This is a genomic window from Flammeovirgaceae bacterium SG7u.111, from assembly GCA_034044135.1.
Lineage (GTDB): Bacteria > Bacteroidota > Bacteroidia > Cytophagales > Flammeovirgaceae.
This window is the reverse complement of the sequence record CP139021.1, coordinates 233793-257879: the sequence shown is the minus strand read 5'-3', so window position 1 is coordinate 257879 and position 24087 is coordinate 233793. Positions and strand designations below refer to the sequence as shown.

Genomic DNA, 24087 nt, shown 5'->3' with positions numbered 1-24087 from the left:
TCAAACATACCCTTATTCAGGTTTTGAATATTCGATCAGTTCTTCTACATAAACAAAATCACCTTGAGTCTGGGTAAGCTTAATGAAGGTTTTTAATGCCGGGGCGTACAACCAAATCTCCTCTTCATTTGCGCTATACCCTCTCGAATTCGTGATTTTACCCGTGTATTTAATTGTGTAGGCCATGAATGCCCCTGCTTCTACCGTTTCTTCTTGGTATGATAAAACCTCAGCATCTTGACGCTGGTTTCCCGTAGTCCCATCTTGACTTGTCCAACTGTTCTCATATTTCCACTTTTTACCTACTTCCAAAGGCCAGTCGTACTTAGGAGTTTCGCTGTCTTCCGGCTTCACAATATCAGCAACAGGGACGGTGTCATTTCCGATTGTCATGCCTAAAACCCCATCGACACTGACTATTTCTCTTGTATCTTCTCCATCCGAGCGTACTTCTCCTGCCGTCGTTACCCCTTTATATTTCCAAACCCATTTTTCACCAACTTGATAATCGGATAGAGTTGGTTGTTGGGTAATGTCAGAATTCGTTGGGCTGCTACAGGCACCAAGCAGTACAAATGCAAAAAGTATTACAGTCAGAGTTTTCATGTTAAAATATTTTTTTCAAAGTATTTACTTCTCTCTACTATTGTAATCTCCCCGTAGGAGGTTTTCAAAAGCAATCTCCTTTGGGATAAAAAAAACAATTCAACCTACTCGCTCTTCAAGGTATCCACCGGATTTTTGTAAGCTGCGCTGAGCGATTGGTAGCTAATGGTGAGAAATGAAATAACCAACGCGCCTGAGGCTGCAGCCACAAATACCCAGAGATCAATCGGGGTTTGGTAGGCAAAGTCTTTCAGCCACTCGCTCACCAAAAACCAAGCGATGGGAGATGCCAACAAAACGGAAACCAAAATCAGCTTGGTGAATTCTGTAGAGAACAAAAGAACTAACTGGGAAACGCTTGCACCCAATACTTTTCTGATCCCCAATTCTTTTATCCGCTGCTCTGCCGAGAAGGCGGCTAGCCCAAACAAACCAAGGCAAGCGATGATGAAAGCCATAAGGGTAAACACATTGAGAATAGTCGCTATTTGTTGCTCAAACCGAAAGGAAGCCTCAAATTGTTGGTCCATAAAACTGTATTCAAAAGGCACAGCAGGATCTATTTTTTTCAGATCTTCCTTTATTTTATCGAGTAGTTTCTGCAACTCCCCAGCGCTTTTCACCACGCCAGGATTAAGCCTCAAAGCATAAAAAGACAAACCTGCCCCATAATCCCATACCGTGTTGTTTTGCTGGTGAATGATGATGAGTGGATCTATTTTTTGCTTCAAGCTATTGAAATTAAAATCCTTCACTACGCCAATTACCTCAAACTCGTCCTCGTCACCAGAAGCCAATGCGACTTTTTTGCCAATAGGCGACTCTTCCACATCCCAACCCAACTGCCTTACGGCTTCTTCATTCAAAATCACCTTTAACCTATCCGCTGGGCTTTTTTCGTCAAAATTCCTTCCGTCCAAAAATTCTACCCCTAGCAAATCGAGGTAATCCGCTTCTGTTCTCACATTTCTGAATTGCAACACCTCGTTTCCAGCTGCTGCATCTTTGTACCTATCGCCCGACCAAATATTTGGTGGCAAGCCAAAAGACTTTCCTGTTTTTACTATCTCAGGATAGGTTGCCAATTGGTTTTTGATCGCTTCTGTCTCAAAGCCAAATTGCTCTATATTGTGAATTTGCAACACATTTTCTTTGGCAAAACCAACATCTATTGTAGAAGTAAAAGCCAATTGCTTTTGTACAAAAACAGCGCAAATAATCAGGACGATAGAAATGGTAAATTGAAATACGACCAAACCGTTCCTGACGGCAGCCCCTTTAAACCCAGCACTGACTTTACCCTTCAGTGTTTGGATAGGATTAAAAGCAGAAAGGTAAAATGCAGGGTAACTTCCTGCCAAAATGCCCAATAACAAAATGAAAGAAATCACCAACCCAACAAACGCATAATTCCCAAAATATGGCAATAATTCAAGTTGCGTTCCCGAAAGGCTATTGAACATAGGCAAAGACAATTCAACTATGCCCAATCCTAAAATTGTACTCACAAATACATACAAGGTCGATTCGAACACAAACTGCCCTACCAATGATTTCCTTCTCGAACCCATCACTTTCCTGATGCCCACTTCTTTGGCTCGGTTGGACGAACGGGCGGTGGAAAGGTTCATGAAATTGATACTGGAAAGCAACAAAACAAGCAGTCCGATGGCGATAAAAAGCTTCACAAATTGCGGATTGCCAGTCGGGCCGAAGTTATGGGCGTCTGGAGCAGCAGAGAGGTAAATATCCTTCAGTGGCTGTAAATACAGTTTCCAGGAATATCCAGCAGTAAATTCATCAAATGTTTGGTTGAAAATCTGTTCGGTAGTAGGAGGTGCCCATTTGGGGGGAACAGCCTGTATTTTATCTGTGAGGGCAGCTATATCCGTACCTTCTTGCACCAATACATAGGTGGAAAATATTGTCCAAATCCACTTCCATCCGTGCATTTTCATTTGGTCATCCATACTGCTGAGCGATCCCAGCATGTCAAATTGGATGTGCGACCGATCAGGATGATTGGCAATGATAGCACCTACTGTAAACGTTCTCCAAGTTCCGTCCCACTGCCTCACCTCTACCAACTGCCCAAGCGGATCGTCAAACCCGAAATAGCGTTCCGATGTTTCGCGAGTCATGATGAGGCTACTTGGATCTTTCAACGCTGCCTCGGCATTTCCCTCCAACACCTCAAATGAAAATACATTGAGGAAATTCTCTTCCGCCAAGAAAAATGCATCTTCTTGGAAAGACATCATCCGCTCTTTTTCATCCACCACTTTTACTGTTTGATAGCCCATGTTTGCTATCCTCGTCACTTCCTCAAACTCGGGAATATCCGCTTTCAAGGCAGTGGCTACATTCGGACCTGTTGCCGAGGAAATAGCCTCCCAATCTCCCCAAATATTCGGTTGGTTCACCCTATAAATTCGATCCGCATTTTCATAAAACCGATCGAAGGTTGATTCATGGTGCACATACAAGCCAATGACAAAACAAGTAGCGATTCCAAGCGTGAGCCCGAGCAAATTGAGAGCAGTGTATTGCTTTTGCCTCAAGGCATTTCGCCAGGCAATTTTGAACATGTTTTTAAGCATCCAATTGGTATGTTGAGATTTGAAAATTTTGAAAGAGGTAAAGCCGAAGAGCAAATGGAAAGCATCTATCCAGTAGAAAAAGCGGGCGTACAATGTGTTTTTCTCCTGCCTTCTTTCCTCGTACATTTCCTGCAGGTCGCCCAGAAACTCTTCTAAATACTCTTCATCTAGCAGTTTGGTTATCAGCCAATTTGCCAATGAAGGAATTTTATTATTCTTAGATTTCTTCATTACAAGCTGGGCTTTAGTGGAGGAATAAGTTGCCACATTTTCAGTCGGACATCCTGTGCTGCATGAAGCTGGCGCATACCATGGTCCGTAATCTTGAACAAGCGTTTTTTTCTGTCCCCACGCTTCTCCGATTTGCCCCCCATTTCAGAAGTGAGCAAGCCTTTGTCTTGCAGACGGTACAGCGTGATGTGCACAGCCCCTAGCAGAATCGATCTTCCAGAATGTTTTTCTACTTCTTTCTTTACAGAAATACCATAGCCTTCGCCTTCCAAAATGCAGACTGCTAACAGTACTAGTTCTTCAAATTCGCCTAAGCCTTTGTTCTCTTTTTCCATATTAGTTATACATTGTATAATATACAAAATTATAACTAATAGATTAAATTGCAAATAATACACTCCAGCAAGTAGGTTTCCCACCTTAGAGATAGCTAAATAAAAAACTGGCAATCAACCTTTTGAAATACAAAAGATTGATTGCCAGAAAATCATCTAAGTTATGAATACCTCTTAGAGCATATTATAATATTATCTTGGCGAAAGGCCACCCCATCCATATTCAAATGTGGAGCAAACAGGGTTATTTCTAAGCTTCCAGTACAGTCGTGCATACCGATCTTTCCCCTTCACATCAAAATCTGGATGGATAAATTCAATTTGATTATTAGATACATCGCAATTGTCCACTCTTATATCTGCCATGTAGCTAGGCAACTTTTTAAGCTCGTTTTTGTGCAACCAAAGTTTTTGGAAATAGCCATTATTAGTTATTTCTTTAGGAATTTCGGTAAACTGATTGCTGGATGCATAAAACTCTATCAACCTACCAGTATTGGTAAATACACTGGCATCGAGCACAGAAAGTTTGTTATTAGAGATATCCAGCTTTTGCAAATATTGCATGGGCATACTACCAAAAGAGAATTCGGTTAGCCCGTTTCTTGCCAAATTGAGCGACTTGATAGGGAACACCTTGCCGTCGAGTTTTTTCACATATTCTTTGCTATCAAACTGCTTGATCTTATTGGAGCGCAACAGCAGCACTTCTAGGGCAAAAAGCTGGAACACAAAACTGGGCAACTCTTTCAGTTGGTTGTTGCACAAATCCAAATGCCCGAGCATCATCCATGAAGTGATTCTTTGGTCAATCTCGGTCAACTTGTTTTGCTTGGCTTCCATTTTCCTCATCAGTTTGAGGCCAAAAAACTCTTCGGGGAAAGCCTTCAAGCCATTATTGCTGCAATTCAACTCGTTGAGTTTGGTCAAGTTTTCTATCCATTTCCACTCTTCTACTTTGCACCCTTCCAAATTGAGAGAAGTCAGTTGGCTGAGGCTACCCAGGCAGGAAGGATCAATAACCGTAGAAAAAGACAACTCCAGTTTTTCTACTTGGGAAAGTGTACCAATACTTGCTGGCACTTGTACATGGCAACTTTTAATGGTCAAGTTTTTGAGAGAAGGGAGCTTCGCTAAAACAGGAAGAATTTGAGCTAGATTTAGGTTTGGGCACTTTTCCAACACCAATGTATGGATATGGCTAAAATACTGGAATTCCTCTCCAAAAGTCGAGATTTCATCCTCTTTAAAAATCAATTCGCCTACATATACATCCGAAATATTAGGGTTCTCACTCGCAATCCGATGGTGCATCAGCCGGAAGGCAAGCGCATCGATATCTGGATGGCTGAGCAGGTGGTTCAACTTCCGCAGCGTATCTTTTGACCTCCTCAGCGATAAACCCCGAAAAGTTTTGCAGTGGGCTACAAAAGTGGTTGAGCCGTATTGCGTATAGAGCTTTTCCGCCTTTTTGGCAATGGCTTTGTCTGTGTGAGCAAGCATAATGGCTGCCAACATACTTTGGATCATTCGGTCGGCACCTCCACCCTCTATTATCTGAAAAGCTACCAAATAATTATCGTCAATGTGGGAAGAAAGCAATTGGAGAAGTTGCTCGTTCAACTCTGAATTTTCTTCCTGCAAAAGCCAAGGATCATCCAGCTTCACTACCAACTCTTGCAGATGATCGGTCAAGATTAGCTTCTTCCCACTAGTCACCAATTCTTCTACTTTTTCATAAGCAGATTTTACCCCAACCACATACAATTCCGCAGCGTCTTTATCTTTTCCATCCAATACAATGGGACTATCTACCAACTTTTCTTTCAACGCTTTTTTGGTCAGCCCTTTTGGCTTCGCATCTAAGAACAAATTGATTTTTTCCTTTTTCTCAAAAGCACCCATCAATAGGTTGGGAACTTCTTCTTTCAATGCCAAAAAGTTACCTACAAAAAAGCCAAATAGTATTTTTCTCTGCTCTTCGGTAATTTCTTTACCAGCAACTTTCTCACGAAACTCTTCCAAAACCTTTCCTAGGTTAGAATGCTTTCCAAAGCTCACGTGTTCCAATAAGCCAAATTCCAAAGGCGCAGTAGTTGGGGTGTAGGTAGCAGAAGAAGAGAGATCCAATAACTCCAGAAAATCTAGCTTAGCCAAATAGCTTTTATACTCCACCCCATCTTTCAGGTAAAATAACTTTACTTTCTTTAGCCAAGTCATCTCCGCTATGAGCGTGAAGAATGCAGGAAGATCAATACGCTTTTCTACCTCGGAAGTGATAGAAATAACCCGAAGATCTTTTAATTCTTTGAGCGATGCCGGAACAATTTTCCCCTTAAACCCTCCCAACTCTAACTTCTCAAACCCTTCTATTTTTGCCAATATGGGCAAGTTTTTCTCAAGCTTGAAAAGGTTATTTTTCCTGTTGGTGAAAGACCGAAGGGCTGGCAATTTTTCAAAACTTTCAGGAAGCTCCGCTATTCTCGTATCATACAACTGCACTCGCTCCAATCGCTGAAGTCTCCCAATTGAGCTTGGCAATTTTTTGAGAGCATTCGCATATATTTCTACAAAGCTTATATCTAGGTAAGAATCAAAAAAATCGTCGGGCAATTCTTCCAATTCCTTGTCCCTATCGGTAATAGAAATCCCTTCCCCAAATACCTTAATATATTTCTCAAAAGAGACTTCAGGGGTTTGAACCTCTTCTACTTCTTGTTCTTTGGGTTTAGACCCAGTCAAGCTATTTAATATTTTCTTGAACATCGGATAAGGATTTAAATTACATTTTTTTCAAGATGAGCTTTCCAACTTCAGGAACGGTGTACAATCTTTTCAAATCTTTCCGATCTGCCTGTACCAGTTCTTGCGCCATGGCTAAGCGCAAATCATTCGGCATGAAGTTCAACAAGATAAAGCTTTTCAAATTGTCGAACTGCTTATTATCCAATTCTTCTTTGTTGTAAATCAGGAAGTTGGTAAGGCGAGTCATAACTACCGAGAGAATATCCAAACGCTTGGTTTTTCCATCAATCAATTTTTTCAATTGCCCTTGCACTATTTTAAAATCTGGAGCTTTCAAGATATCAATAGGAGCGATCAACTTATCCAAATCCATATTGATGAAGTTGATAAAGGCTACCGCAGTTTCTTTATCCAAGCTGGCATCTGCCAACATTTTCACCATATCCAGCCCTTCTTTTAAGTTCTGAATGGACGAGATAGCAGAAAAGAATTGTACTAGCGAACGAGGAGTTGTCCGCTGCCCAGCAACAATTTCTGGGTAGGTCAATACAAAATCAATCCCTCTTGGGTCTATCTCATTTTTCTCCGCCCACTTTGCCCAAGCTTTCACATCAAACTCCATGGTGATGTGCATCATTCGGGTCAAAATAGCATCGTCCATGGTGGTAACAGAATAATCGCCGCCATCAGGGTTAGCAGTAAGAACGATGTTCCATTTTTTTGGCAGCTTCCAACTGATCAATTCATAATTCTGAAGCAGCTGCATGATTCCTCTCAAAATCCGGTCATCGGCACGGTTCACATCATCTATGAGCAAAATGCCTGGCTCTTCTTCAGTAGGTACCCATTCTGGTGGGATAAATTTGGTAACATGGGTTTCGGGGTCTGCACTTGGCATACCTAGCAAATCCCCCATTTCTTCAAACTGAGCAGGGGCAATGTACACAAACTTATAGCCATGCTCTTGGGCAAAATCGCTGACCAATTCGGTTTTGCCAATACCATGCATCCCCCAAATACAAATAGGCGTGGCGGGCTTCTCTAAATCACTTTTCAGATTTGTATTGATGATATGATCCAAAAACTTATTGATCTCAATAGCATCGGTTTTTGTTCCGTAGGTGATGTAATCAAACTGCTGAGTCTTTTCCATTTATACTATGCTTGTTTGTAGTCTTGTTTATTTCAATTTTGCTTTCCTTCCTTTGAAGGCACTAAACTCCGAGCTCTTCGGGCCTAAGCCATCTCGGCTGATCACCCAGAGTATCGGAAATCGGGACATATGCGTTGGTGCCGGAGCATAACCGTCGGTAAAATAGATCAGCCCATCAGGCTGAAAAACCTTGTTGCCATACTCAATGGGGGCATTAAAATCTGTACCTCCTCTACCCATAATAAACTCCGGTGTTTTCCCCCGGTATTCATACACATTTTGGATTTTCACATCGCATTCCACTACTTGAATTTCGGCTCGCTGCCTCCAAATATGGTAGATTTCGGAAAAGAAATCGCCCAAATCTTCTTGGCTTACACTTCCCGATGTATCCACCGCTACTAGTAGTTTTTTCAGCTTCCTGACCTTAATCCCAGGTACCGTCCCAAACCGTTTGGAAGGTCGCTTAATGGTATTTTTAATCTTGGTTCGGCTACTACTTTCAGAAAAAAGTTTGATCACTTTTCGCCAATCCACCAGAGGTTTTTCTTTTATGAGAATAGAATCTAGATAAGAGCGCAAACCTGCGGGCAACTTTCCATAACTCTTGCTAGATGTTCGCTGGTTAGAAATATGGATTAGGTTTTCCACATGCGCCTCTAGCAAGTCTTTTTCTACTTTACTCTGAGCTATAATCTCTTTCCAAACCTCGTGTCTGTCCAAGCCATGCGAACTGCGTTCTATCGATTTGAGGCTTTCAGCAGCGATTGTGCCTTTATATTCCGATTCTAGTTTCTCATTCAGGTCTGTCAGCTTATCGTAGTAATACTGCCAAGTTTGGTCTTTCTCTAGATTGAGTTCGGGAAAAAGATCCATCCTCACCGATTCATCTGGCAAATTTTCTCGGTCTATGTACTGGTTCACCACAATATCCATGGCGATGTTCATCAGATGGGCATCCTTTCCTTTGCGGTCGGCAAGGGTATGCTTCAGTACAATGTGCAACACCTCGTGCTTCACTACTCCATAGCGATGGGCAGGTTTTACCAAAAACTCATCCCAAAAAGTTGGGTTTACAAATAGCGTATGCGATTTGGCTCGCAGCCCTACGCCCATCGTCTGGATAGAACTATCTACAGCTACCACCTCTTTGTTCATACAGCTAAAAAAGTGGGAATAGAACGGTTCTTTCAGCAACAAGCTGATGCTGGTTTTTGTAACCTCGTCGAGGATTCTGCTTTGCTCTACCACCATCTTATTGTTCGCGTTTTTCGTCTAACACTTTTTTAAACGCTAGCGATTTTTCAGAAAGCGAGCTTGAGCCTGAACAGTAGATCCATTTGCTATATGCTGGAATCTGAGACGGATCGGGCAAGTCCATTTTATCCAAAGAAGGCAATGTCACTTGCTTAACTTCCGAGTCAAATAACTGAAGTGGGAAGGTTGAAATTTCAGTTTCGTCCAAACTGATTCTACTCACTTTTAGCTTTTTGAAGTCAGCTGGAAAAGTCTTAATCGGATTTTGATCGAGTTTCAACTCATCAATCTCCTCCAACTCCCACAAAATAGGCGGTACTTCTTCCAATTGGTTTTCCATCAAGTCCAATGCCCTCAACCTGATTTTTTTAGCAGGATCAGCACCTTCACTTTTTGAAAAGATGTTAGAAATTGATTTCAACAATCCTCTATTACCAGAAGTATTTCCTCCAATGGATTTGATTTTATTCTTCCTTGCAATAATACGCTTACCGCTATACCATTTACTTTCGCATTTGAACAAGGAAGCTGGCAAGACTTCTAGTTCATTGTTGGAGATATGCACATCTTCCAAATTGTTGCAATCATGGAAAGTATCGGCTATGTAATTGAGCTTACAATTATCAGCATACAATGATTGTAATTTTTTGAATTGGCTAAAGTTAATATCCAGTTTTTCGATATGGTTATCTCCAATTCGCAAGTGCTCCAACTTAGAATAAGATTGGATAGCAGCAGGAAGTTCTGTCAGGTTACAGGCTGTCAAATTAAGGTCAGAAACCTCTTTTAGGCTTGCTAAAAAGTCCAAACTATCCAGCTTGCAATTGGAAAAATACAACCTTTCCACATTCGAATAACCCGCTAATGCATTAGTATTTATAAGACTGCTGTAGGAAAAAGTAAGTCTCTTGAGCGCAGGATTTTTCAAGGTAGTTTCTGGAATAGAAAGCTTTTCATCCTGTCCCCACTTACCAATAGTCAACGATTCTAAGTGCTCCATAGAAGCCAAGCGAACCGGGTACTCAGTCATGGGATAGGAAAGTGTAAGCTCTTTGAGAGGCAAGTTTTTTAATTTCTCGTAAAGAAACTCTTCTTCTAGCGGCTCTTCCAGCTCAATGATCAGGTTTTCACAAAAATCCCATTCGGCTAGGCTATCGGTGTATGCCTCCTTTGGAAAGCCGTCCATCCGCACAAAATTATGGCGATAATAGTTGATGTTCTTCTGAGCCATTTGGTGCCACCTTACCATTTTAAAGGCTAAGATAAAGGCACAAACATCGACCTCTGGGTGGTTGTACACCAACTTGAATTGGTCTATATTTTTATCCCTAAAGCTGTTTTTCCAATGGTTCTTTACACTGCTCTGAAACTCCGAAGAAGCGTATTTTTTGAACAGGTTTCTAGACTTTCGCCGAATGTCATTATCGTTGTGGAACAAGTGGATGGCGAGTAAATAAGAGAGCAACAATTTGTTCGCACCGCCACCTTCTATCAGCTCGAGAAGTAAGGCTGTGTTGTCCTCATCTTGCACCTTCATTAAGCGCGTGATTTGTTCCGTTAGCTCTTCACCCCCTTCTTCCATCAGGTAAGGCGTATTTTCCTTAATCTGCTGGTTTTTAAGATGGTCTTCCAAAAAGATGGAATAATCCCCAGCCAGTATTTGAAGAACCATTTCTTCTTTGGTGCTTGGTGTCACCATTACATGAGTCACTTTTGCATCCAATTTTTTTGCCACCTTCGCCCCTCTTTCCGTAAGTTCTTTCCTCAGTGCTGTTAGCGTTGACCCAGACGGTTTTCCAGCTACAAAAACCGTAATCCCTGCTAGGTCGGCAGATTGCTGAAAAGGATTTTCCAGCAACTCATCTAGTTTATCAAAATAGCCCATAAACAGCCCAAAGCCGAGTTGCTTTTTCTGATCAGAAAGCCCATCCACCTTTCCGAGTTTTTCCAAAATATCCTTAACCTGCAAGGCTGTTTTGCTGTACCTCGTAAAACTGATTTGGTCGCCGCTGGCAAACTGAGCAAAATTAAGAGGGAAAGATAGTTTTTCGGCTTGACGATCGTAATTGGTTTGTACCTCAATTTTCAACTGCTTGATGAATGAAAGCTTGACAAGCTCGGCAGGGATCTTTTTCTCATTTACATAAATCTGAACCTCTTCCAATTCGGAAAAAGCTTGCAAACGCTCTATATACCAATTGAAATCATGAAGGTTTTGGTAATGGAATTTCAGCGTTCTTACGGTCTTTTTAGCAGCTAACTTTTGTAAAGCACTGTCTTCGTCTAGCTTTGGAAAACTCCAAAAACTAAACTCTTCGAGAGCAACATCGAAGAAACTATCGGGCAACTCGGTCAGTTCATCAGAGTTCCAACTCAGCACTTTAAGAGCTTTATAATTGGAAAAATGAGTAAATTCTTCATCGCTTACCTTATCGACCGAAAGGTGTTCCAAACTCATAGAACCGTTTAATTTGTACACTTCTAGCTGCGCACCGTTTCCTCTAAAATGCAGTCTCTTTAAGTTATTAAGTTGGTAAATACTCTCAGGTATTGTGCCCAGTTCAGCATTATTGTAAACACTCAAATCTTCTAAACCCTCCAGCTCTCCCAGCCCCTCTGGAAGTTTCTGCAATTTGGTTTTTACTACCCTTAGCCTCTTTAAACCCTTACAATTCTTGATGCTATCTGGCAGTAAAGCCACCCCTTTGGCATAGCTCAAATCAAGAACTTCAAGCTGGCTGAACAAGCCAATAGATTCGGGAATAGGCTCAGTGTTTTCAGCATTACCAAAACAGTTAAAATGGTTTAGATTTAACTCTTTTAATGATTGGATTTGAGCCAACACAGGAAAAACTTGCTCAGGGTCTAAGGCATTTTTCTCAAAATTCAGATTCTGAAGATTAGGCAAGCTACCCAAGGACTCGGGCAAAGAGGTAAGTAAGTTGTTTGAAATATCCACCTCTTCTAAGTGCACCATCTTGCCAATATTTTCTGGCAATTCGGTCAGTTTCCACTCGGCTAGGTTAAGCTTTTTGAAAGACTTTATTTGAGACAAAACCTCAAAAGCTTGCCCCAAGTCTAAGTTTTTATTTCCCTTCAAATGAACCTCTCGAAGGTTTTGACAGTTAGCCAAGCCTTTTGGCAAAACCTTAATTTGATTGCTTTCTAAAGACAAAGATTCAAGTTCTGTAAAATTGCCAATTTCTTCGGTCAAGGAAGCAAGGCTACAGGAAGATAAATCAAGTGACTTGATATGCTTTAGTTGAAAGAACTCTTTTGGGATTTTCTTGAATTTGTTGAACCGTAGATTGAGGTGTTCTAGCTTCGAAAAGCCACAAACTTCCTTGGGGAATGTTTTGAGATGGTTATTCCTAAGGTGCAAGTACCGCAAGTTTTCAAGTTGGGAAAATGAATTGGGCAACTCATGCAAACCATTGCTCCAAAGTATTAAACTTTCTAGCTTTGTAAGCTCTCCTATTTTCTCGGTCAGCTCTTTAAACTCATTTTTGATCAAGCCCAAGCCCCTCAAATTATCGATGGCAAGCAGTTCATCAATCAGCCCATCCTGATCAAGCTTTTTATTGTAGCTTAGGTCAAGCTCAAAATGCTCGACTTGTTCGGGAATTACAATCCCTTTAGGAAGGCTAGTTGCTTTTCTATTTTGGAGAGATAGTCTCGCATATTTCCCTTTCACTTTCTTCAATGCTGCAACATTGGTTACCTCTTCTACATCTAGCAAATTGGGCATTTTCTGGTACTGCATAGCTGATTATGTTTGTTATTAGTTATATCTAAACCTCAAAAAAGTCTTCTAAAAAGAGTTCTTATTTATTCAACAGCTCACACCTATAAAATGGTATATGATCAAGTTTGTAAGTCGAAAGTATTTTGGCAGACCGTATGGGATTTACGGAGTTGTTCCTATAACCAAAAAGTTTCATATCCTTCATATAAATCACAAATGCTACCTTAATAAAATATACTATTGACAATCAGCCGTTTACACAAAACAGATTATTCTTGTATTTTAAGTAATAATTCGTATATCTTAAACCCCAAAAGAACAGTATATCCATTTCTTACCAAGTTTATTTGAAGATTTACTTAAACACCAATAGAAATGTCAAAAGTTAGATGGGGAATTTTAGGTCCTGGAATTATCGCACATGATTTTGCCGCTGATTGCAAGTTTGTTGGAAATGCCGAGGTAGTTGCCGTAGCCTCCAGAAATTTGGAAAGGGCACAGGCTTTTGCCAAACAGTACGGTATTCCACAAGCAATGGGCAGCTACGAAGAGCTTTACAACAGCAAGGATGTGGATGCAATTTATGTGGCCACGCCCCATACGTTCCACTTGGAGCAATCGAGCAGGGCACTGGAAAGCGGGAAGGCTGTTTTATGCGAAAAACCAATTACCATCAATCCTGCCGAGCTTGAACAATTAATTTCGGTAGCAAACAAAACGGGGAATTACCTTATGGAGGGAATGTGGACCTACTTCCTACCTGCTATCCAAAAAGCTCAGGAATGGATAGATGCTGGAAGAATTGGAGAGATTTGCCACGTGAAGGCCGACTTCGGTTACGCTAAAGAATACGATGCCGAAAATAGACTTTTCAGCCCCAAATTGGCTGGTGGTAGCCTTTTGGACATGGGCGTATATACCGTGGCGATGTCTTGGATATTTATGAAGCAAGTCCCCCAAAACATGAGCGTCATTTCTAGAAATGCACCATCGGGTGTGGACTATGATATAAATATTCAGTTTGAATATCCGAACGCATCGGCTTCGCTACTAACTTCATTTCGCTGTAAGTTGCCCAACTGGACGTATATCATCGGTGAGAAGGGTTATATCGCTATTCCAGAGTTTTGGAGAGCAAAGGAATGTTTTTATTACGAAGGAGAAAAAATGGTGGAGCACTACATCGACAACCGGAAAGGGATTGGCTTTGAGTGTGAAATCAGGGCTGCCTCTCAAGATATACTGGAAGGAAAAACCCAGTCGGATATCATACCTTTTGAGTGTAGCAGAAAGCTACAAGAAATCATGGCTTTGGTAAAAGAAAACTTTACTCATTAAAGCTTAACTTTAAACAAATCTAGCATTCGCATTTCAAGAAAAGAGCAAAAACTAAAAACGAGTGTTTGGGCTAAAAAAGAATCAATCCCCTCAAGTTTGCCCTTTATTTTCTGTGCATAATGCGGTAAAAAACATATTAAACACGCACTTAAGTATAGTGCTAAGAAAATAGAAAAGTTAGCAATAGAGTTTTTCGAAAACGTATTATGTTACTGAAATAGCAAAAAACATCAACAACTTTGTTTTCACAATTCATCCCAATTTTCTGCTAATGAGGTAATTGAGGAAAGGGCATAATGACCTATTATTGTAAGGTCAATTTCTAACATAAACTTAACTCGGGAAATAGCACTAGTAAAGAAACCAGCAGCGCAATAACCCCTTAATTTTTTAAGTATATATATCTTATTTTTAAAAATTTCATCATTATGAGCATTGTAACTGGAGAAAAAGAATTCTTCAAAGGAATTGGAAAAATTGGGTTTGAAGGAAAGGAATCGACCAACCCTTTGGCGTTCAAATATTATGACGAAAACCTTGTAGTGGGTGGAAAAACACTAAAAGATCATTTGCGATTTGCCGTAGCTTACTGGCATACCTTCTGCGGAGACGGTGGCGATCCTTTCGGCAGAGGTACCAAAAACTTCCCTTGGCTCACTAGCAGCGATGCGGTACAAAGCGCTAAAGATAAAATGGATGCCGCTTTTGAATTTATCACAAAAATAGGCGCTCCTTACTACTGCTTCCACGATTACGATTTGGTGAACGAAGGATCAAACCTTTCGGAGTCTGCAAGCCGCTTGCAAACGATCGTAGGTTATGCGAAAGAAAAACAAGCAGCATCGGGAGTAAAATTGCTTTGGGGTACTTCTAACTGTTTTTCTCACCCTCGCTTTATGAACGGTGCAGCTACCAACCCCGATTTTAGGGTATTGTCTATTGCCGCTTCACAGGTGAAAAACGCTTTAGATGCAACCATCGCGCTGGGCGGTGAAAACTACGTATTCTGGGGAGGTAGAGAAGGGTATATGTCATTGCTCAACACGGATATGAAGCGTGAAAGAGAGCACATGGCCCGCTTCCTACACACAGCAAAAGACTATGCTAGGAAAAATGGCTTTACAGGAAACTTCCTAATAGAGCCTAAGCCTATGGAACCAACCAAGCACCAGTACGACTTCGATTCGGCTACCGTAATCGGTTTCTTGAGAGAGTTCGATTTGTTGGACGATTTCAAATTGAACTTGGAAGTGAACCATGCTACCTTGGCGAGCCATACTTTCCAACACGAAATGCAAGTTGCAGCCGATGCCGGCCTACTAGGCAGCATGGATGCCAACCGTGGCGATTACCAAAACGGATGGGATACTGACCAATTCCCTGTGAACCTTTACGAATTGGTACAGGCGATGCTCGTGTTCCTAGAGGCTGGTGGCTTGCAAGGCGGTGGAATAAACTTCGATGCCAAAACAAGAAGAAACTCTACCGACTTGGCTGATATTTTCTATGCCCACATTGGCGGTATGGATAACTTTGCTCGTGCGCTTATCATTGCCGATAAAATGCTCGGAAGCTCTGACTACAAAAAAATCAGGGAAGATAGGTACGCTACCTTCGATTCGGGAAATGGCAAGGCATTTGAAAATGGCGAGCTTACGCTAGAAGACCTTCAGAAGATAGCTCAAAAAGCTGGAGAGCCAGAGTTGATAAGTGGGAAACAAGAGTACTTGGAAAACATCATCAATCAATTTATTTAGGATGATACAAAGGCTTTATATGAAGCCTTTCAGCACATTTTTCACAATAACCAAACACAAACCCTATTGCTACTAGCAATGGGGTTTATTGTTTATTCTGAAATGAACTGAGTAAGTTTGGGGACAGGTTCTATCGATGTAAAAAAACAACATAAAACATATGGGTATTTCAATCACCTTAGGATTAATCATAGTCATAGTAGTTGCCAGCCTTGCCGCTTGGCAAAAGCCCGAATATTATTACAAACTGATGTTGAATCCGTATAGGGTACAGCGTGACAAGGAATATTACCGCTTGGTCAGTTCTGGCTTTATTCATAACGGTTACGGTCACCTTTTTTTCAATATGTTCACCCTCTACTTCTTCGGTAGCCTCATGGAAGCACTGCTGTACAGAGAAATTGGGTCAACAGGATCTTATTATCTCATCTTGCTCTTTTTGGTTGGGGTGATTGTATCGGATATTCCGACCTATCTGAAGCATAGGAACAATCCTAATTACAACTCACTGGGCGCATCAGGTGGGGTGTCTGCGGTGGTCTTTGCCTCCATCATGTTCAACCCGCTCAGCCCAATTTACCTCATGTTCATCCCCCTCCCCATTCCAGGGTTTATCATGGGAGCGCTGTACCTCATTTACTCTTACTACCAGTCAAAACAAGGGCGGGATAATATAAATCACGATGCGCACTTCTATGGAGCTTTGTTTGGTGTTATTTTCAGCATTGCCATAAAACCCTCAGTAGCAATATCTTTCTTCCAACAACTAGCAACGTGGTCGGCATTCTAGGAATAGTCCACAGAAAAATTTAAAAAATTATGCTAGATTTTTTTGTGGTTTTGAAATCTGTTCTGTTATATTTGCACACCTAAAAAAAAGGAACAAGCGGGAGTAGCTCAGTTGGTAGAGCATCACCTTGCCAAGGTGGGGGTCGCGAGTCCGAGTCTCGTCTCCCGCTCGCTAAGCCCAATTCAAAGAATTGGGCTTATTTTTTTCCTTTGTAACTTTACCATTTGCCGGGATGGTGGAATTGGTAGACACGCAAGACTTAAAATCTTGTGACCGCAAGGTCGTGTGGGTTCAAGTCCCACTCCTGGTACTAAAAATCCCCAAGGAAGTTTTTCCTTGGGGATTTTTTTATGCCCTACAGTAAATTATAGGTTTTGGCTCAAAAGTGTGAATGCCGAAAAGGTTGTGAGCCGAATAAATGATTTAATGGGCTCATTAACTCCGTATACATGAGCCGAATAACTAATATAATCGGCTCATGGAGGCTAAAGATTTTAGCGGAGGCATAATGACAGCACCTGCTATGAAGTGAATTTTGGCTAAAAGATCGTGCTTTATAATTCATCTTCTTAATAAGCTTGTTAAGCAAATAATATTTTTCTACCTTAACAAGGTGAACTTACAATAAAACAACCCTAATTTGTAATATAATGCCTGGCGAGCCTAAAAAAAGCAGTTTAAAGCACATCATCTTAATGTCACTGTTTAACAACCTTTTCATTACAATAATAGTAGGAGGAGCCCTTGCTTATTTCGGATACATCTCTTCAGAAAACCTACAACACTCACAAACCATTAATCAAATAAGAATTGACAGTCTAAATAAAATACATGAAGCAAGGTTAAATGAGATACAAAAAGAAAAGGACAATAGCACCCAAAAACTTCTTGAAGAATATGTAAAAGACCTTGAACTAAAAAATGAAATTCAACTGTTGGGCAAAAGCTATGAAGTAGAGTTACAAAAAATCAATGCCCAACTTCGAAATGACTCCATACTCCAAGTTGAAAGTATCAATACAGACAATGAAAAAGACCTTAATAGGGCAAGACTTAATTAGATCATGTTTAAAAATTTTAAATAGGCATTTTTTTGATCCTATTAAGTATTATTTGGCAGTTTTGCCATAAAACCCAAGCTTCTTGGCTTTTGGTAGTTTTTTCATAGTCTTTGGACAGCCTCCGGAAGAAATTGAACGTGCCGAATGTCCTCTCGGTGACCCATCTCCACTTGATGGGCACAAAGCCCCTGGGGGTTGGGGGACAAGAGGATATCTCGACCTCTACGCCCCTTATGTTGTCCTCTACCCATCCGGTGAACTTCTTTTTATAGGCCTGGTCTGCCAGGATCTTTTCCATCCTGTGCAGGTAGCCCAAGAGGGGCTCCACCACCCGTTGCCCTATCGTGCCGTCATGCTCGTTGGCGCCAGTGGCGACCACTCCCCATACCAGCCCGAGCGTATCGGTGATGACGTGCCTTTTTCTCCCGTTCACCTTCTTGTTGCCGTCCAGCCCCGTGTCCTGCCCGATAAAAGGCGCGCACTTTACCGACTGGCTATCAATGGAAAGCATGCTCGGGGTCGCCTTCTTGCCCTTCCTCTTGCGCTCTAGTTGGTTGAGTGCCGCGTTCAGCCGAAAAAGCGTGTTGTCCCCCTGCCACTTGCGGAAATAATAGTATACCACATTCCAAGGAGGGCGTCCCTCGCCCGAGAGGCTGCGCCACTGCTGTCCGCTGCGCATGCAGTACAAGATCGAGTCCACCACGTCCCTGAGGTCATATTTGCGTTTCCTTTCCACGGGAAGATATTCTTTTATATATTGCCATTGCCGGGAGGTCAAGCGGGTATATCCTGTTTCCATAAACTTTGTTGTTTCGTCACTACAAAGTTTTAGCCTGCCCGGCTCTTTTCAAAATTTAAACATGCTCTTATATAACACGACAATTAGAAGAGTTTTACTGGCCAATATTGATCAGGCTAGAAAAAAACAAATCTGTTTTTGATATGCTTCAAAACCAATATGTAGGAGATAATCTTGACTCAATGGTCATACTTCCTAATTATTTGGCAATAGTGGACATTATTGAAAAAAAAATTCATCTAGCCCAAGCTGATGAGTACCTGCAAAATCATATATCCTATTTTATCAACCATGTTTATATGTACCAAGCAATCAGACAAAGAGGATTAGAAGGGTTTCCAGAAGATTATGCAGCTTTAAACTTTAATAATGAATTTTATAGCATAATATCTAACAAAACTAAAATATATCAAGCACGATACAATGAATTGATCAACCTTGTAGAAGGGGTTGAAATAATTCATAGCAAGACCAGCAAAACAAGCCATAAAATATTTAATCTTGAATACAGAGAATCAAACATTCCAATTATTATAATAAACCGAACAAAATTAGAAAGTAAAAAAAAGACTCAAAATAATCTGGGAAACTCATCAGATGAGTTCAATATCTACTTTTTAAAAAACAAACAAAATACAATTTCATTTTCTCCCAATAATTTTGGCATGTCCTCAGAAGAGTTTTCTTTTTTAGACTCAGCTAAAAATAAGTATAACTTCTATCTTTCTCAAACAGTCAATCAAGCCCAAAAAATCTGGCAAGTCCCAATTGAAATAAGCCTAGCTGAACCTTCTATCAACAATCTAAATAATGAGTTAAACTTTACAATCTCCTTTCTATCTCCTGAACTTAATTATCTTAATTACAAAGATGATTTAAATCAAAAAGACAGATCTAACACTTCAGGATTATACATTGACCCTTCAATTAAAAAGCAAATAAACAAAGTCAATTATGTACTAAAAAAAGACTTAGTTATAAAGTATGAAAATAATTTAGACTCTAAAAGAACCCTTCTCCAAGGTCTTCATTATGACACTTTGTACCATACTTTGAAAAATGATTTAAAGAATATCCAGAACAACCCCATCATTGACAATATTTCTATTTACCCTCATATTGATAATTCTCTTGTATTAAACCATTATGGTCTCCGGTTTAGAATTACTTTTAATATCAATGGCGATATTCATCAAAACATCTACTCAAAAGCTACGATATCGATATCTTCTTGGAAGCAAAAAGAGTATGAATTCAAACTTGAATAGATAGTTGCCATATCTCAAGCACTCCCAAATCTATAGATAGATTTGAGCTTTCCACTTAAAAAACTACCTCGCCTTCGCAAATAACATCTTCACCGCAAGCCCAGTCAACACCGAAGTCATAAACCATTTTTGTACCCTTAGCCAAATTGGCTTTTTGGAAAACCAACTTGCCATTTTTGCCGCAGAGATTACGATTAGGAAGTTTACGGTAAAGCTGATGAGTATTTGAACAACACCTAGCTGTAAACTCTGCCCAAAGATAGAACCGTATTCAGGCTTTATAAACTGGGGGAAAAGCGAAAGGTAAAACACGGCCATTTTCGGGTTCAGCACATTGGTCAGCAATCCTATATTAAATAGCTTCAAAGGTTTGTCTGCTCGCATATTTTCATCAGCATTGAAAATCGTATTTTTTGATTTTACAGAGTTATACGCCAAATACAAAAGATATCCCACCCCAAAAAACTTAACTGTAACGAATGCATAAGGCACGGCAAAAAAGATGGTAGTCAACCCAAATGAGACCATGAGTATATGAAACAAAAACCCACACATCACTCCTAATAAGGATATAATTCCCGCTTTCTTCCCTTGAGACAAGGACCTTGAAATCAAATAAATCATATTTGGTCCTGGGGTTAGTACCATAATCAATGCTGCTAACCCGAACAATAGTAAATCTTGAATTGGTGTCATATGCTATTTGTATAAAGTAGCTTTTTATCTTTTACTTATTTTTTTCAAAATACCGAGTAACCGCTTCGGGAATAACAATATCATCCGATAGCAGTTCATCCCTGACAGGCTCAGCTGCTTTTTCTGCAATAGGGACTACCCCAGCCCAAATTGGTAAGCCGAGGTCTTCTTTTTCATCTATCGCACCCTCTGCTCGTATTTTTGCCGAAGCGGAATCCATGCTCACTTCCATTACTAGCGTAGCGTTTAGCTCTTTTTCGTTGGGCTGCCTTATGTTCTCCCAGTGATCGTCTATCATATGGTTGAGGATACACTTTAGGGCTTCCATTTTTTCTTCTCGCCCTTCCAGCTTTTTCACTTTCCCAAACACATTCACCGATCTGTAATTTGCCGAATGGTGGAAAGCGGAGCGGGCTAGTACCAAGCCATCCAAATGGGTGACGGAAATACAGGCTTCCCCCGCTTCAAGTAGCCCCAACATCATTCTGTTTTTCAAAGAACCGTGGATGTAAATTTTGTCGCCATCCCTACCGTATGCCGTGGGGATCACTATTGCTTTTCCTTCCCAGGTATAAGCGATGTGGCAAAGGAACTTGGCATCCAAAATCTCATTGATCTGGTCTTTATCGTAAGTGGCTCTTTTAGGCCCTCTTACTACTTTGTTCAAAGGGGTTGTTTCGTACGTTGACATTTTTTTTAAATTATTGGGTAAACAATTAGTTTTTAGTCACACAAACTGGCTCGTGGTTTATGGGAAAGTTGCAAGAATTGGCTATAAAGCAAAGCTTGTTTGCCTGGTGGTGCAACTCGTTCGCCTTGGCTATCATCGATGCTTCGGCTACTACTACATGGGGCTTTAGCACCACTTCTGTAAAATGCCCGCTGCCATTCGCTTCTTCCACCATCATCCCAATAGGATCATCGTCATATTCGACTACCACCACGCCTGATGTGGCACAGAGATGCAAATACCACAGCATGTGGCAGCCCGAAATTGAGCCTAGTAGCAATTCTTCAGGATTATGTTTGGTTTTATCTCCCCGAAATGCGGGATCAGACGAGCATAAAATAGCGGATTTGTTTTCGGCTGCAATCGTATGACTTCGATCGTAGGTCTTATAATTGCTGGTGCCATCCCCTTGGTTTCCCGTCCAGGTTAATTTCAGGTTATACTGATGCTGAGTTTTCATATCAAAAGGTGTTTTGAATAACACGTCAAAAATAATAGCTTAGTGGCGCAGTTAAAGCATCCAGTTTTAACATACTTAATAGTCCGGTTATGATTCCCTACAGCACCATTATCCAGCTAGATAGAAAAATAGGCACCCCTGTGTATATCCAATTGTGCAACCAGCTTATTCAGTTGATAAAACAGGGAAAGTTATCGCCTGCTACCAAATTGCCCGGATCGAGGCTGATGGCCGAGCAACTTAGCATCCACAGAAAAACAGTTGTTGCTGCCTACGACGAGCTTATGGCGCAAGGCTGGCTAGAGTCTAAACCGGCAAAAGGAACGTTTGTAAATACTGCTCTGCCGATCGTAAAATCACGGACAATCGCAAAAGAGCATTTTTCTAAAAAGGCAGAAATACCCAAAAAAGAAGCAGGTTTTTCTTTTCACTCAAAAGCCCATCTGAACAGACCAGATTCCACTGCCCAAAAAGAAGGGGTAATCACTTTAGACGATGGCGTACCCGATAGCCGTATTGCCCCCATTGAAGAAATTGCCCGAACCTATCGGAGTATCGTCCAGAAATCGTATAACCGAAAGCTACTGACCTACGGCTCTATTTATGGGAACGGAGAACTAAGGGAAACGCTGGCTAGCTACCTGAATGAAACCAGGGGCTTAGCTATTCAGTCAGAAAATATTTTGATTACCCGAGGAAGCCAAATGGGTATTTACCTTGCCGGAAAACTACTTTTGGAAAGCGAAGGCAACATTGTGGTGGGAACTACCAATTATCGCTCAGCCAACAAAACTTTTATTGAATCGGGTGGGGTTTTGAACAAGGTAAATGTGGACGATAAGGGATTAATAACCGATGAAATTGCAGCTCTTTGCCAGCAAAAAAACATAAAGGCGGTGTACGTGACCTCGCACCATCATCACCCCACTACAGTCACCCTTTCGGCGGAGCGGCGGATGCATTTATTGGAGCTTTCCCAGCAATACAACTTTGCCATCATTGAAGACGATTACGACTACGATTTTCATTACAATAACGCACCCATTCTTCCTTTGGCAAGCGGGGACGAACAGGGGAATGTGGTGTACATTGGAGCTTTGTGCAAAATAGTAGCACCCGCCATTCGGGTCGGTTACATGGTAGCCCCCTCCAATTTTGTAGACGAAGCGGCCCGCTACCGAAGGATCATCGACCGGCAAGGGGATGCGCTACTGGAGGCAGTGATGGCAAGAATGATAAAAAACGGAGATGTACAGCGGCACAGCAAGAAAGCATTAAAAATCTATAAGGACAGAAGAGATTTATTTTGTTCGTTGCTGAAGGAAAAGCTAGGCAAGTATTTTGAATTTGAAATTCCGGAAGGCGGTATGGCGGTTTGGGCAATGCTTAAAAAACCTTATAGCTGGGACGAACTTAGGAAAGAAGCAGCAACGCAAAACTTGGCCATTGCCGATTATTGCTGGGACAGAGAAGAAAATGACCCGGTAATGCTACAGGGAATGCGACTAGGCTTTGCCTCGCTCAACGAAGAAGAAATTCGGGAAGCGGTAAACAGGCTGGCATTGACATTCCAGTCTTTGGACAGTAAGATTTGAAAAAGTCCCATGAAACTACTTCCATGGGACTTTCTTGAACTTCTTAATAACTTCAGCACTTACCTAAAAAATGGTCAAACGTATCGCCTCTTAAGCCCAAACGTATCGTTTCCAAAGGAATTAGTTCATTTGGAGCTATATTTCCTAAGTTAACATTTGCACCAAGCAGTTTTACAAACCAAACTTGCTGCGCTTTTTGCGGAGCTTCCCAAATGATTTTATCACCTGGGATTTGGGTAAGAATTTCTTCTACCAAACCCGAACGAACCTCTCCTGAGGAACGGAACAAACCTACGTTTCCACCTTCTCTAGCTTCACCTATCACTTTCCATGCACCCGCTTCCAGCTCGGTTTTCATTAGCTGAATCCACTTGTACGGAGGGATGATTTTTTCAGCGTCTTTTGAGCCTACTTCCGAAAGTACCGTCACATACTCGGAAAGCCTGCTGATATATCCTAGCTTATCATCATGCTCCATTTCCAAAGAACCATCAGATACTTCAGCATGGGTCATTTTGTACTTTTCCAGCACCCTAATGTAATCTTCAAATTGACCTCTGGCCACAAAAGCTTCAAACAGTGTACCCCCAAAATAAACCGGATAGCCCGCTGAGCGGTACAAATCTAATTTCTCTTGAAGCTTGGGGTAAACATAGGAAGTAGCCCAACCGAGCTTAATAATGTCAATATACTCGCCCGAAGAATCCAACATATCTTCGGCTTCCCTGAGGGAAAGTCCTTTGTCCATTGCCATGGTAAGACCGTAATTACGCGGTTTTACTTCACGCTCAGGAACTTGATTCAAATGATAGTTCATCTACTCAGTATAGTTTCTATTTAGGCTTTGAACAATCTAAAAAAACAAAGATTGGCAAGCCTCCAAACACAATGATTCGAAGTTTTTTAAAATTTTGAAGCGCT

At 41.1% G+C, this 24087-nt stretch carries 18 protein-coding genes and 2 tRNA genes; 8 read left to right on the top strand and 12 right to left on the bottom strand.

Annotation, left to right across the window (positions count from 1 at the left end; all coding sequences use genetic code 11):
• Positions 1-12: 12 nt before the first annotated feature.
• From R9C00_01020 to R9C00_00990, 7 genes are all read right to left on the bottom strand, one after another.
• Complete coding sequence (locus R9C00_01020) at positions 13-606, bottom strand: hypothetical protein (protein ID WPO36029.1); 594 nt, start codon at positions 604-606, stop codon at positions 13-15.
• Between the two features lie 104 nt (positions 607-710).
• Positions 711-3437 carry an ABC transporter permease gene (locus tag R9C00_01015; GenBank protein WPO36028.1) on the bottom strand — a complete coding sequence of 909 codons (2727 nt, stop codon included), beginning with the start codon at positions 3435-3437 and terminating at the stop codon, positions 711-713.
• On the bottom strand, positions 3437-3772 hold the full coding sequence (locus R9C00_01010) for a helix-turn-helix transcriptional regulator (GenBank protein WPO36027.1): 336 nt from the start codon (positions 3770-3772) through the stop codon (positions 3437-3439). The genes R9C00_01015 and R9C00_01010 overlap by 1 nt, the downstream gene beginning before the upstream one ends.
• A 192-nt stretch (positions 3773-3964) precedes the next feature.
• The gene (locus R9C00_01005; protein ID WPO36026.1) at positions 3965-6538 is read right to left on the bottom strand and encodes a hypothetical protein; all 2574 of its coding nucleotides are present in this window, start codon (positions 6536-6538) and stop codon (positions 3965-3967) included.
• Positions 6539-6554: 16 nt separating this feature from the next.
• Positions 6555-7670 carry an AAA family ATPase gene (locus tag R9C00_01000; protein ID WPO36025.1) on the bottom strand — a complete coding sequence of 372 codons (1116 nt, stop codon included), beginning with the start codon at positions 7668-7670 and terminating at the stop codon, positions 6555-6557.
• Positions 7671-7697: 27 nt separating this feature from the next.
• Positions 7698-8924, bottom strand: coding sequence for a VWA-like domain-containing protein (locus R9C00_00995; GenBank protein WPO36024.1), 1227 nt, complete (start codon positions 8922-8924; stop codon positions 7698-7700).
• A 1-nt stretch (position 8925) separates the two neighbouring features.
• Positions 8926-12690 carry a leucine-rich repeat protein gene (locus R9C00_00990; protein ID WPO36023.1) on the bottom strand — a complete coding sequence of 1255 codons (3765 nt, stop codon included), beginning with the start codon at positions 12688-12690 and terminating at the stop codon, positions 8926-8928.
• Positions 12691-13047: 357 nt separating this feature from the next.
• Between R9C00_00990 and R9C00_00985 the strand changes: the two genes are divergently transcribed.
• The 6 genes from R9C00_00985 to R9C00_00960 all read left to right on the top strand — a co-directional run bounded on the left by R9C00_00985 (position 13048) and on the right by R9C00_00960 (position 17618).
• Positions 13048-14010 carry a Gfo/Idh/MocA family oxidoreductase gene (locus tag R9C00_00985; protein WPO36022.1) on the top strand — a complete coding sequence of 321 codons (963 nt, stop codon included), beginning with the start codon at positions 13048-13050 and terminating at the stop codon, positions 14008-14010.
• Between the two features lie 428 nt (positions 14011-14438).
• Positions 14439-15767 carry a xylose isomerase gene (xylA, locus tag R9C00_00980; GenBank protein ID WPO36021.1) on the top strand — a complete coding sequence of 443 codons (1329 nt, stop codon included), beginning with the start codon at positions 14439-14441 and terminating at the stop codon, positions 15765-15767.
• A 160-nt stretch (positions 15768-15927) separates the two neighbouring features.
• Positions 15928-16557: a rhomboid family intramembrane serine protease gene (locus R9C00_00975; protein WPO36020.1), complete on the top strand. Its 630-nt coding sequence runs from the start codon at positions 15928-15930 to the stop codon at positions 16555-16557.
• Positions 16558-16653: 96 nt separating this feature from the next.
• Positions 16654-16726: transfer RNA gene (locus R9C00_00970), tRNA-Gly, on the top strand.
• Positions 16727-16783: 57 nt separating this feature from the next.
• Positions 16784-16867: transfer RNA gene (locus tag R9C00_00965), tRNA-Leu, on the top strand.
• A 340-nt stretch (positions 16868-17207) separates the two neighbouring features.
• Positions 17208-17618: a hypothetical protein gene (locus R9C00_00960; GenBank protein WPO36019.1), complete on the top strand. Its 411-nt coding sequence runs from the start codon at positions 17208-17210 to the stop codon at positions 17616-17618.
• Positions 17619-17634: 16 nt separating this feature from the next.
• Here R9C00_00960 and R9C00_00955 read toward each other — a convergent pair whose 3' ends face one another.
• Entirely contained in the window at positions 17635-18417 is a 783-nt protein-coding gene (locus R9C00_00955; protein ID WPO36018.1) for an IS5 family transposase, read from the bottom strand.
• A 143-nt stretch (positions 18418-18560) separates the two neighbouring features.
• On the opposite strand from R9C00_00955, the gene R9C00_00950 reads away from it, so the two are divergent.
• The gene (locus tag R9C00_00950; protein WPO36017.1) at positions 18561-19685 is read left to right on the top strand and encodes a hypothetical protein; all 1125 of its coding nucleotides are present in this window, start codon (positions 18561-18563) and stop codon (positions 19683-19685) included.
• A gap of 63 nt (positions 19686-19748) precedes the next feature.
• Here R9C00_00950 and R9C00_00945 read toward each other — a convergent pair whose 3' ends face one another.
• The 3 genes from R9C00_00945 to R9C00_00935 are packed head-to-tail and all read right to left on the bottom strand — an operon-like array spanning position 19749 to position 21571.
• A complete protein-coding gene (locus R9C00_00945) occupies positions 19749-20381 on the bottom strand; it encodes a LysE family translocator (GenBank protein WPO36016.1) in 633 nt (210 codons plus the stop codon).
• 31 nt (positions 20382-20412) lie between these two features.
• Positions 20413-21072 carry a pyridoxamine 5'-phosphate oxidase family protein gene (locus tag R9C00_00940; GenBank protein ID WPO36015.1) on the bottom strand — a complete coding sequence of 220 codons (660 nt, stop codon included), beginning with the start codon at positions 21070-21072 and terminating at the stop codon, positions 20413-20415.
• A gap of 25 nt (positions 21073-21097) precedes the next feature.
• Positions 21098-21571 (bottom strand): OsmC family protein, encoded by a 474-nt coding sequence (locus R9C00_00935; protein WPO36014.1) that lies wholly within the window; start codon positions 21569-21571, stop codon positions 21098-21100.
• Between the two features lie 89 nt (positions 21572-21660).
• On the opposite strand from R9C00_00935, the gene R9C00_00930 reads away from it, so the two are divergent.
• A complete protein-coding gene (locus R9C00_00930; protein WPO36013.1) occupies positions 21661-23166 on the top strand; it encodes a PLP-dependent aminotransferase family protein in 1506 nt (501 codons plus the stop codon).
• Positions 23167-23218: 52 nt separating this feature from the next.
• Here the strand turns inward: R9C00_00930 and R9C00_00925 are convergent, their stop codons facing one another.
• Positions 23219-23983 (bottom strand): phosphosulfolactate synthase, encoded by a 765-nt coding sequence (locus tag R9C00_00925; GenBank protein ID WPO36012.1) that lies wholly within the window; start codon positions 23981-23983, stop codon positions 23219-23221.
• Between the last annotated feature and the right edge of the window lie 104 nt (positions 23984-24087).

What these genes read in the sequence shown, in the direction of transcription:
- R9C00_01020 (WPO36029.1), bottom strand. Translation starts at nt 606, where the DNA reads ATGAAAACTCTGACTGTAATACTTTTTGCATTTGTACTGCTTGGTGCC.
- R9C00_01015 (WPO36028.1), bottom strand. Translation starts at nt 3,437, where the DNA reads ATGAAGAAATCTAAGAATAATAAAATTCCTTCATTGGCAAATTGGCTG.
- R9C00_01010 (WPO36027.1), bottom strand. Translation starts at nt 3,772, where the DNA reads ATGGAAAAAGAGAACAAAGGCTTAGGCGAATTTGAAGAACTAGTACTG.
- R9C00_01005 (WPO36026.1), bottom strand. Translation starts at nt 6,538, where the DNA reads ATGTTCAAGAAAATATTAAATAGCTTGACTGGGTCTAAACCCAAAGAA.
- R9C00_01000 (WPO36025.1), bottom strand. Translation starts at nt 7,670, where the DNA reads ATGGAAAAGACTCAGCAGTTTGATTACATCACCTACGGAACAAAAACC.
- R9C00_00995 (WPO36024.1), bottom strand. Translation starts at nt 8,924, where the DNA reads ATGGTGGTAGAGCAAAGCAGAATCCTCGACGAGGTTACAAAAACCAGC.
- R9C00_00990 (WPO36023.1), bottom strand. Translation starts at nt 12,690, where the DNA reads ATGCAGTACCAGAAAATGCCCAATTTGCTAGATGTAGAAGAGGTAACC.
- R9C00_00985 (WPO36022.1), top strand. Translation starts at nt 13,048, where the DNA reads ATGTCAAAAGTTAGATGGGGAATTTTAGGTCCTGGAATTATCGCACAT.
- xylA (WPO36021.1), top strand. Translation starts at nt 14,439, where the DNA reads ATGAGCATTGTAACTGGAGAAAAAGAATTCTTCAAAGGAATTGGAAAA.
- R9C00_00975 (WPO36020.1), top strand. Translation starts at nt 15,928, where the DNA reads ATGGGTATTTCAATCACCTTAGGATTAATCATAGTCATAGTAGTTGCC.
- R9C00_00960 (WPO36019.1), top strand. Translation starts at nt 17,208, where the DNA reads ATGCCTGGCGAGCCTAAAAAAAGCAGTTTAAAGCACATCATCTTAATG.
- R9C00_00955 (WPO36018.1), bottom strand. Translation starts at nt 18,417, where the DNA reads ATGGAAACAGGATATACCCGCTTGACCTCCCGGCAATGGCAATATATA.
- R9C00_00950 (WPO36017.1), top strand. Translation starts at nt 18,561, where the DNA reads ATGCTTCAAAACCAATATGTAGGAGATAATCTTGACTCAATGGTCATA.
- R9C00_00945 (WPO36016.1), bottom strand. Translation starts at nt 20,381, where the DNA reads ATGACACCAATTCAAGATTTACTATTGTTCGGGTTAGCAGCATTGATT.
- R9C00_00940 (WPO36015.1), bottom strand. Translation starts at nt 21,072, where the DNA reads ATGTCAACGTACGAAACAACCCCTTTGAACAAAGTAGTAAGAGGGCCT.
- R9C00_00935 (WPO36014.1), bottom strand. Translation starts at nt 21,571, where the DNA reads ATGAAAACTCAGCATCAGTATAACCTGAAATTAACCTGGACGGGAAAC.
- R9C00_00930 (WPO36013.1), top strand. Translation starts at nt 21,661, where the DNA reads ATGATTCCCTACAGCACCATTATCCAGCTAGATAGAAAAATAGGCACC.
- R9C00_00925 (WPO36012.1), bottom strand. Translation starts at nt 23,983, where the DNA reads ATGAACTATCATTTGAATCAAGTTCCTGAGCGTGAAGTAAAACCGCGT.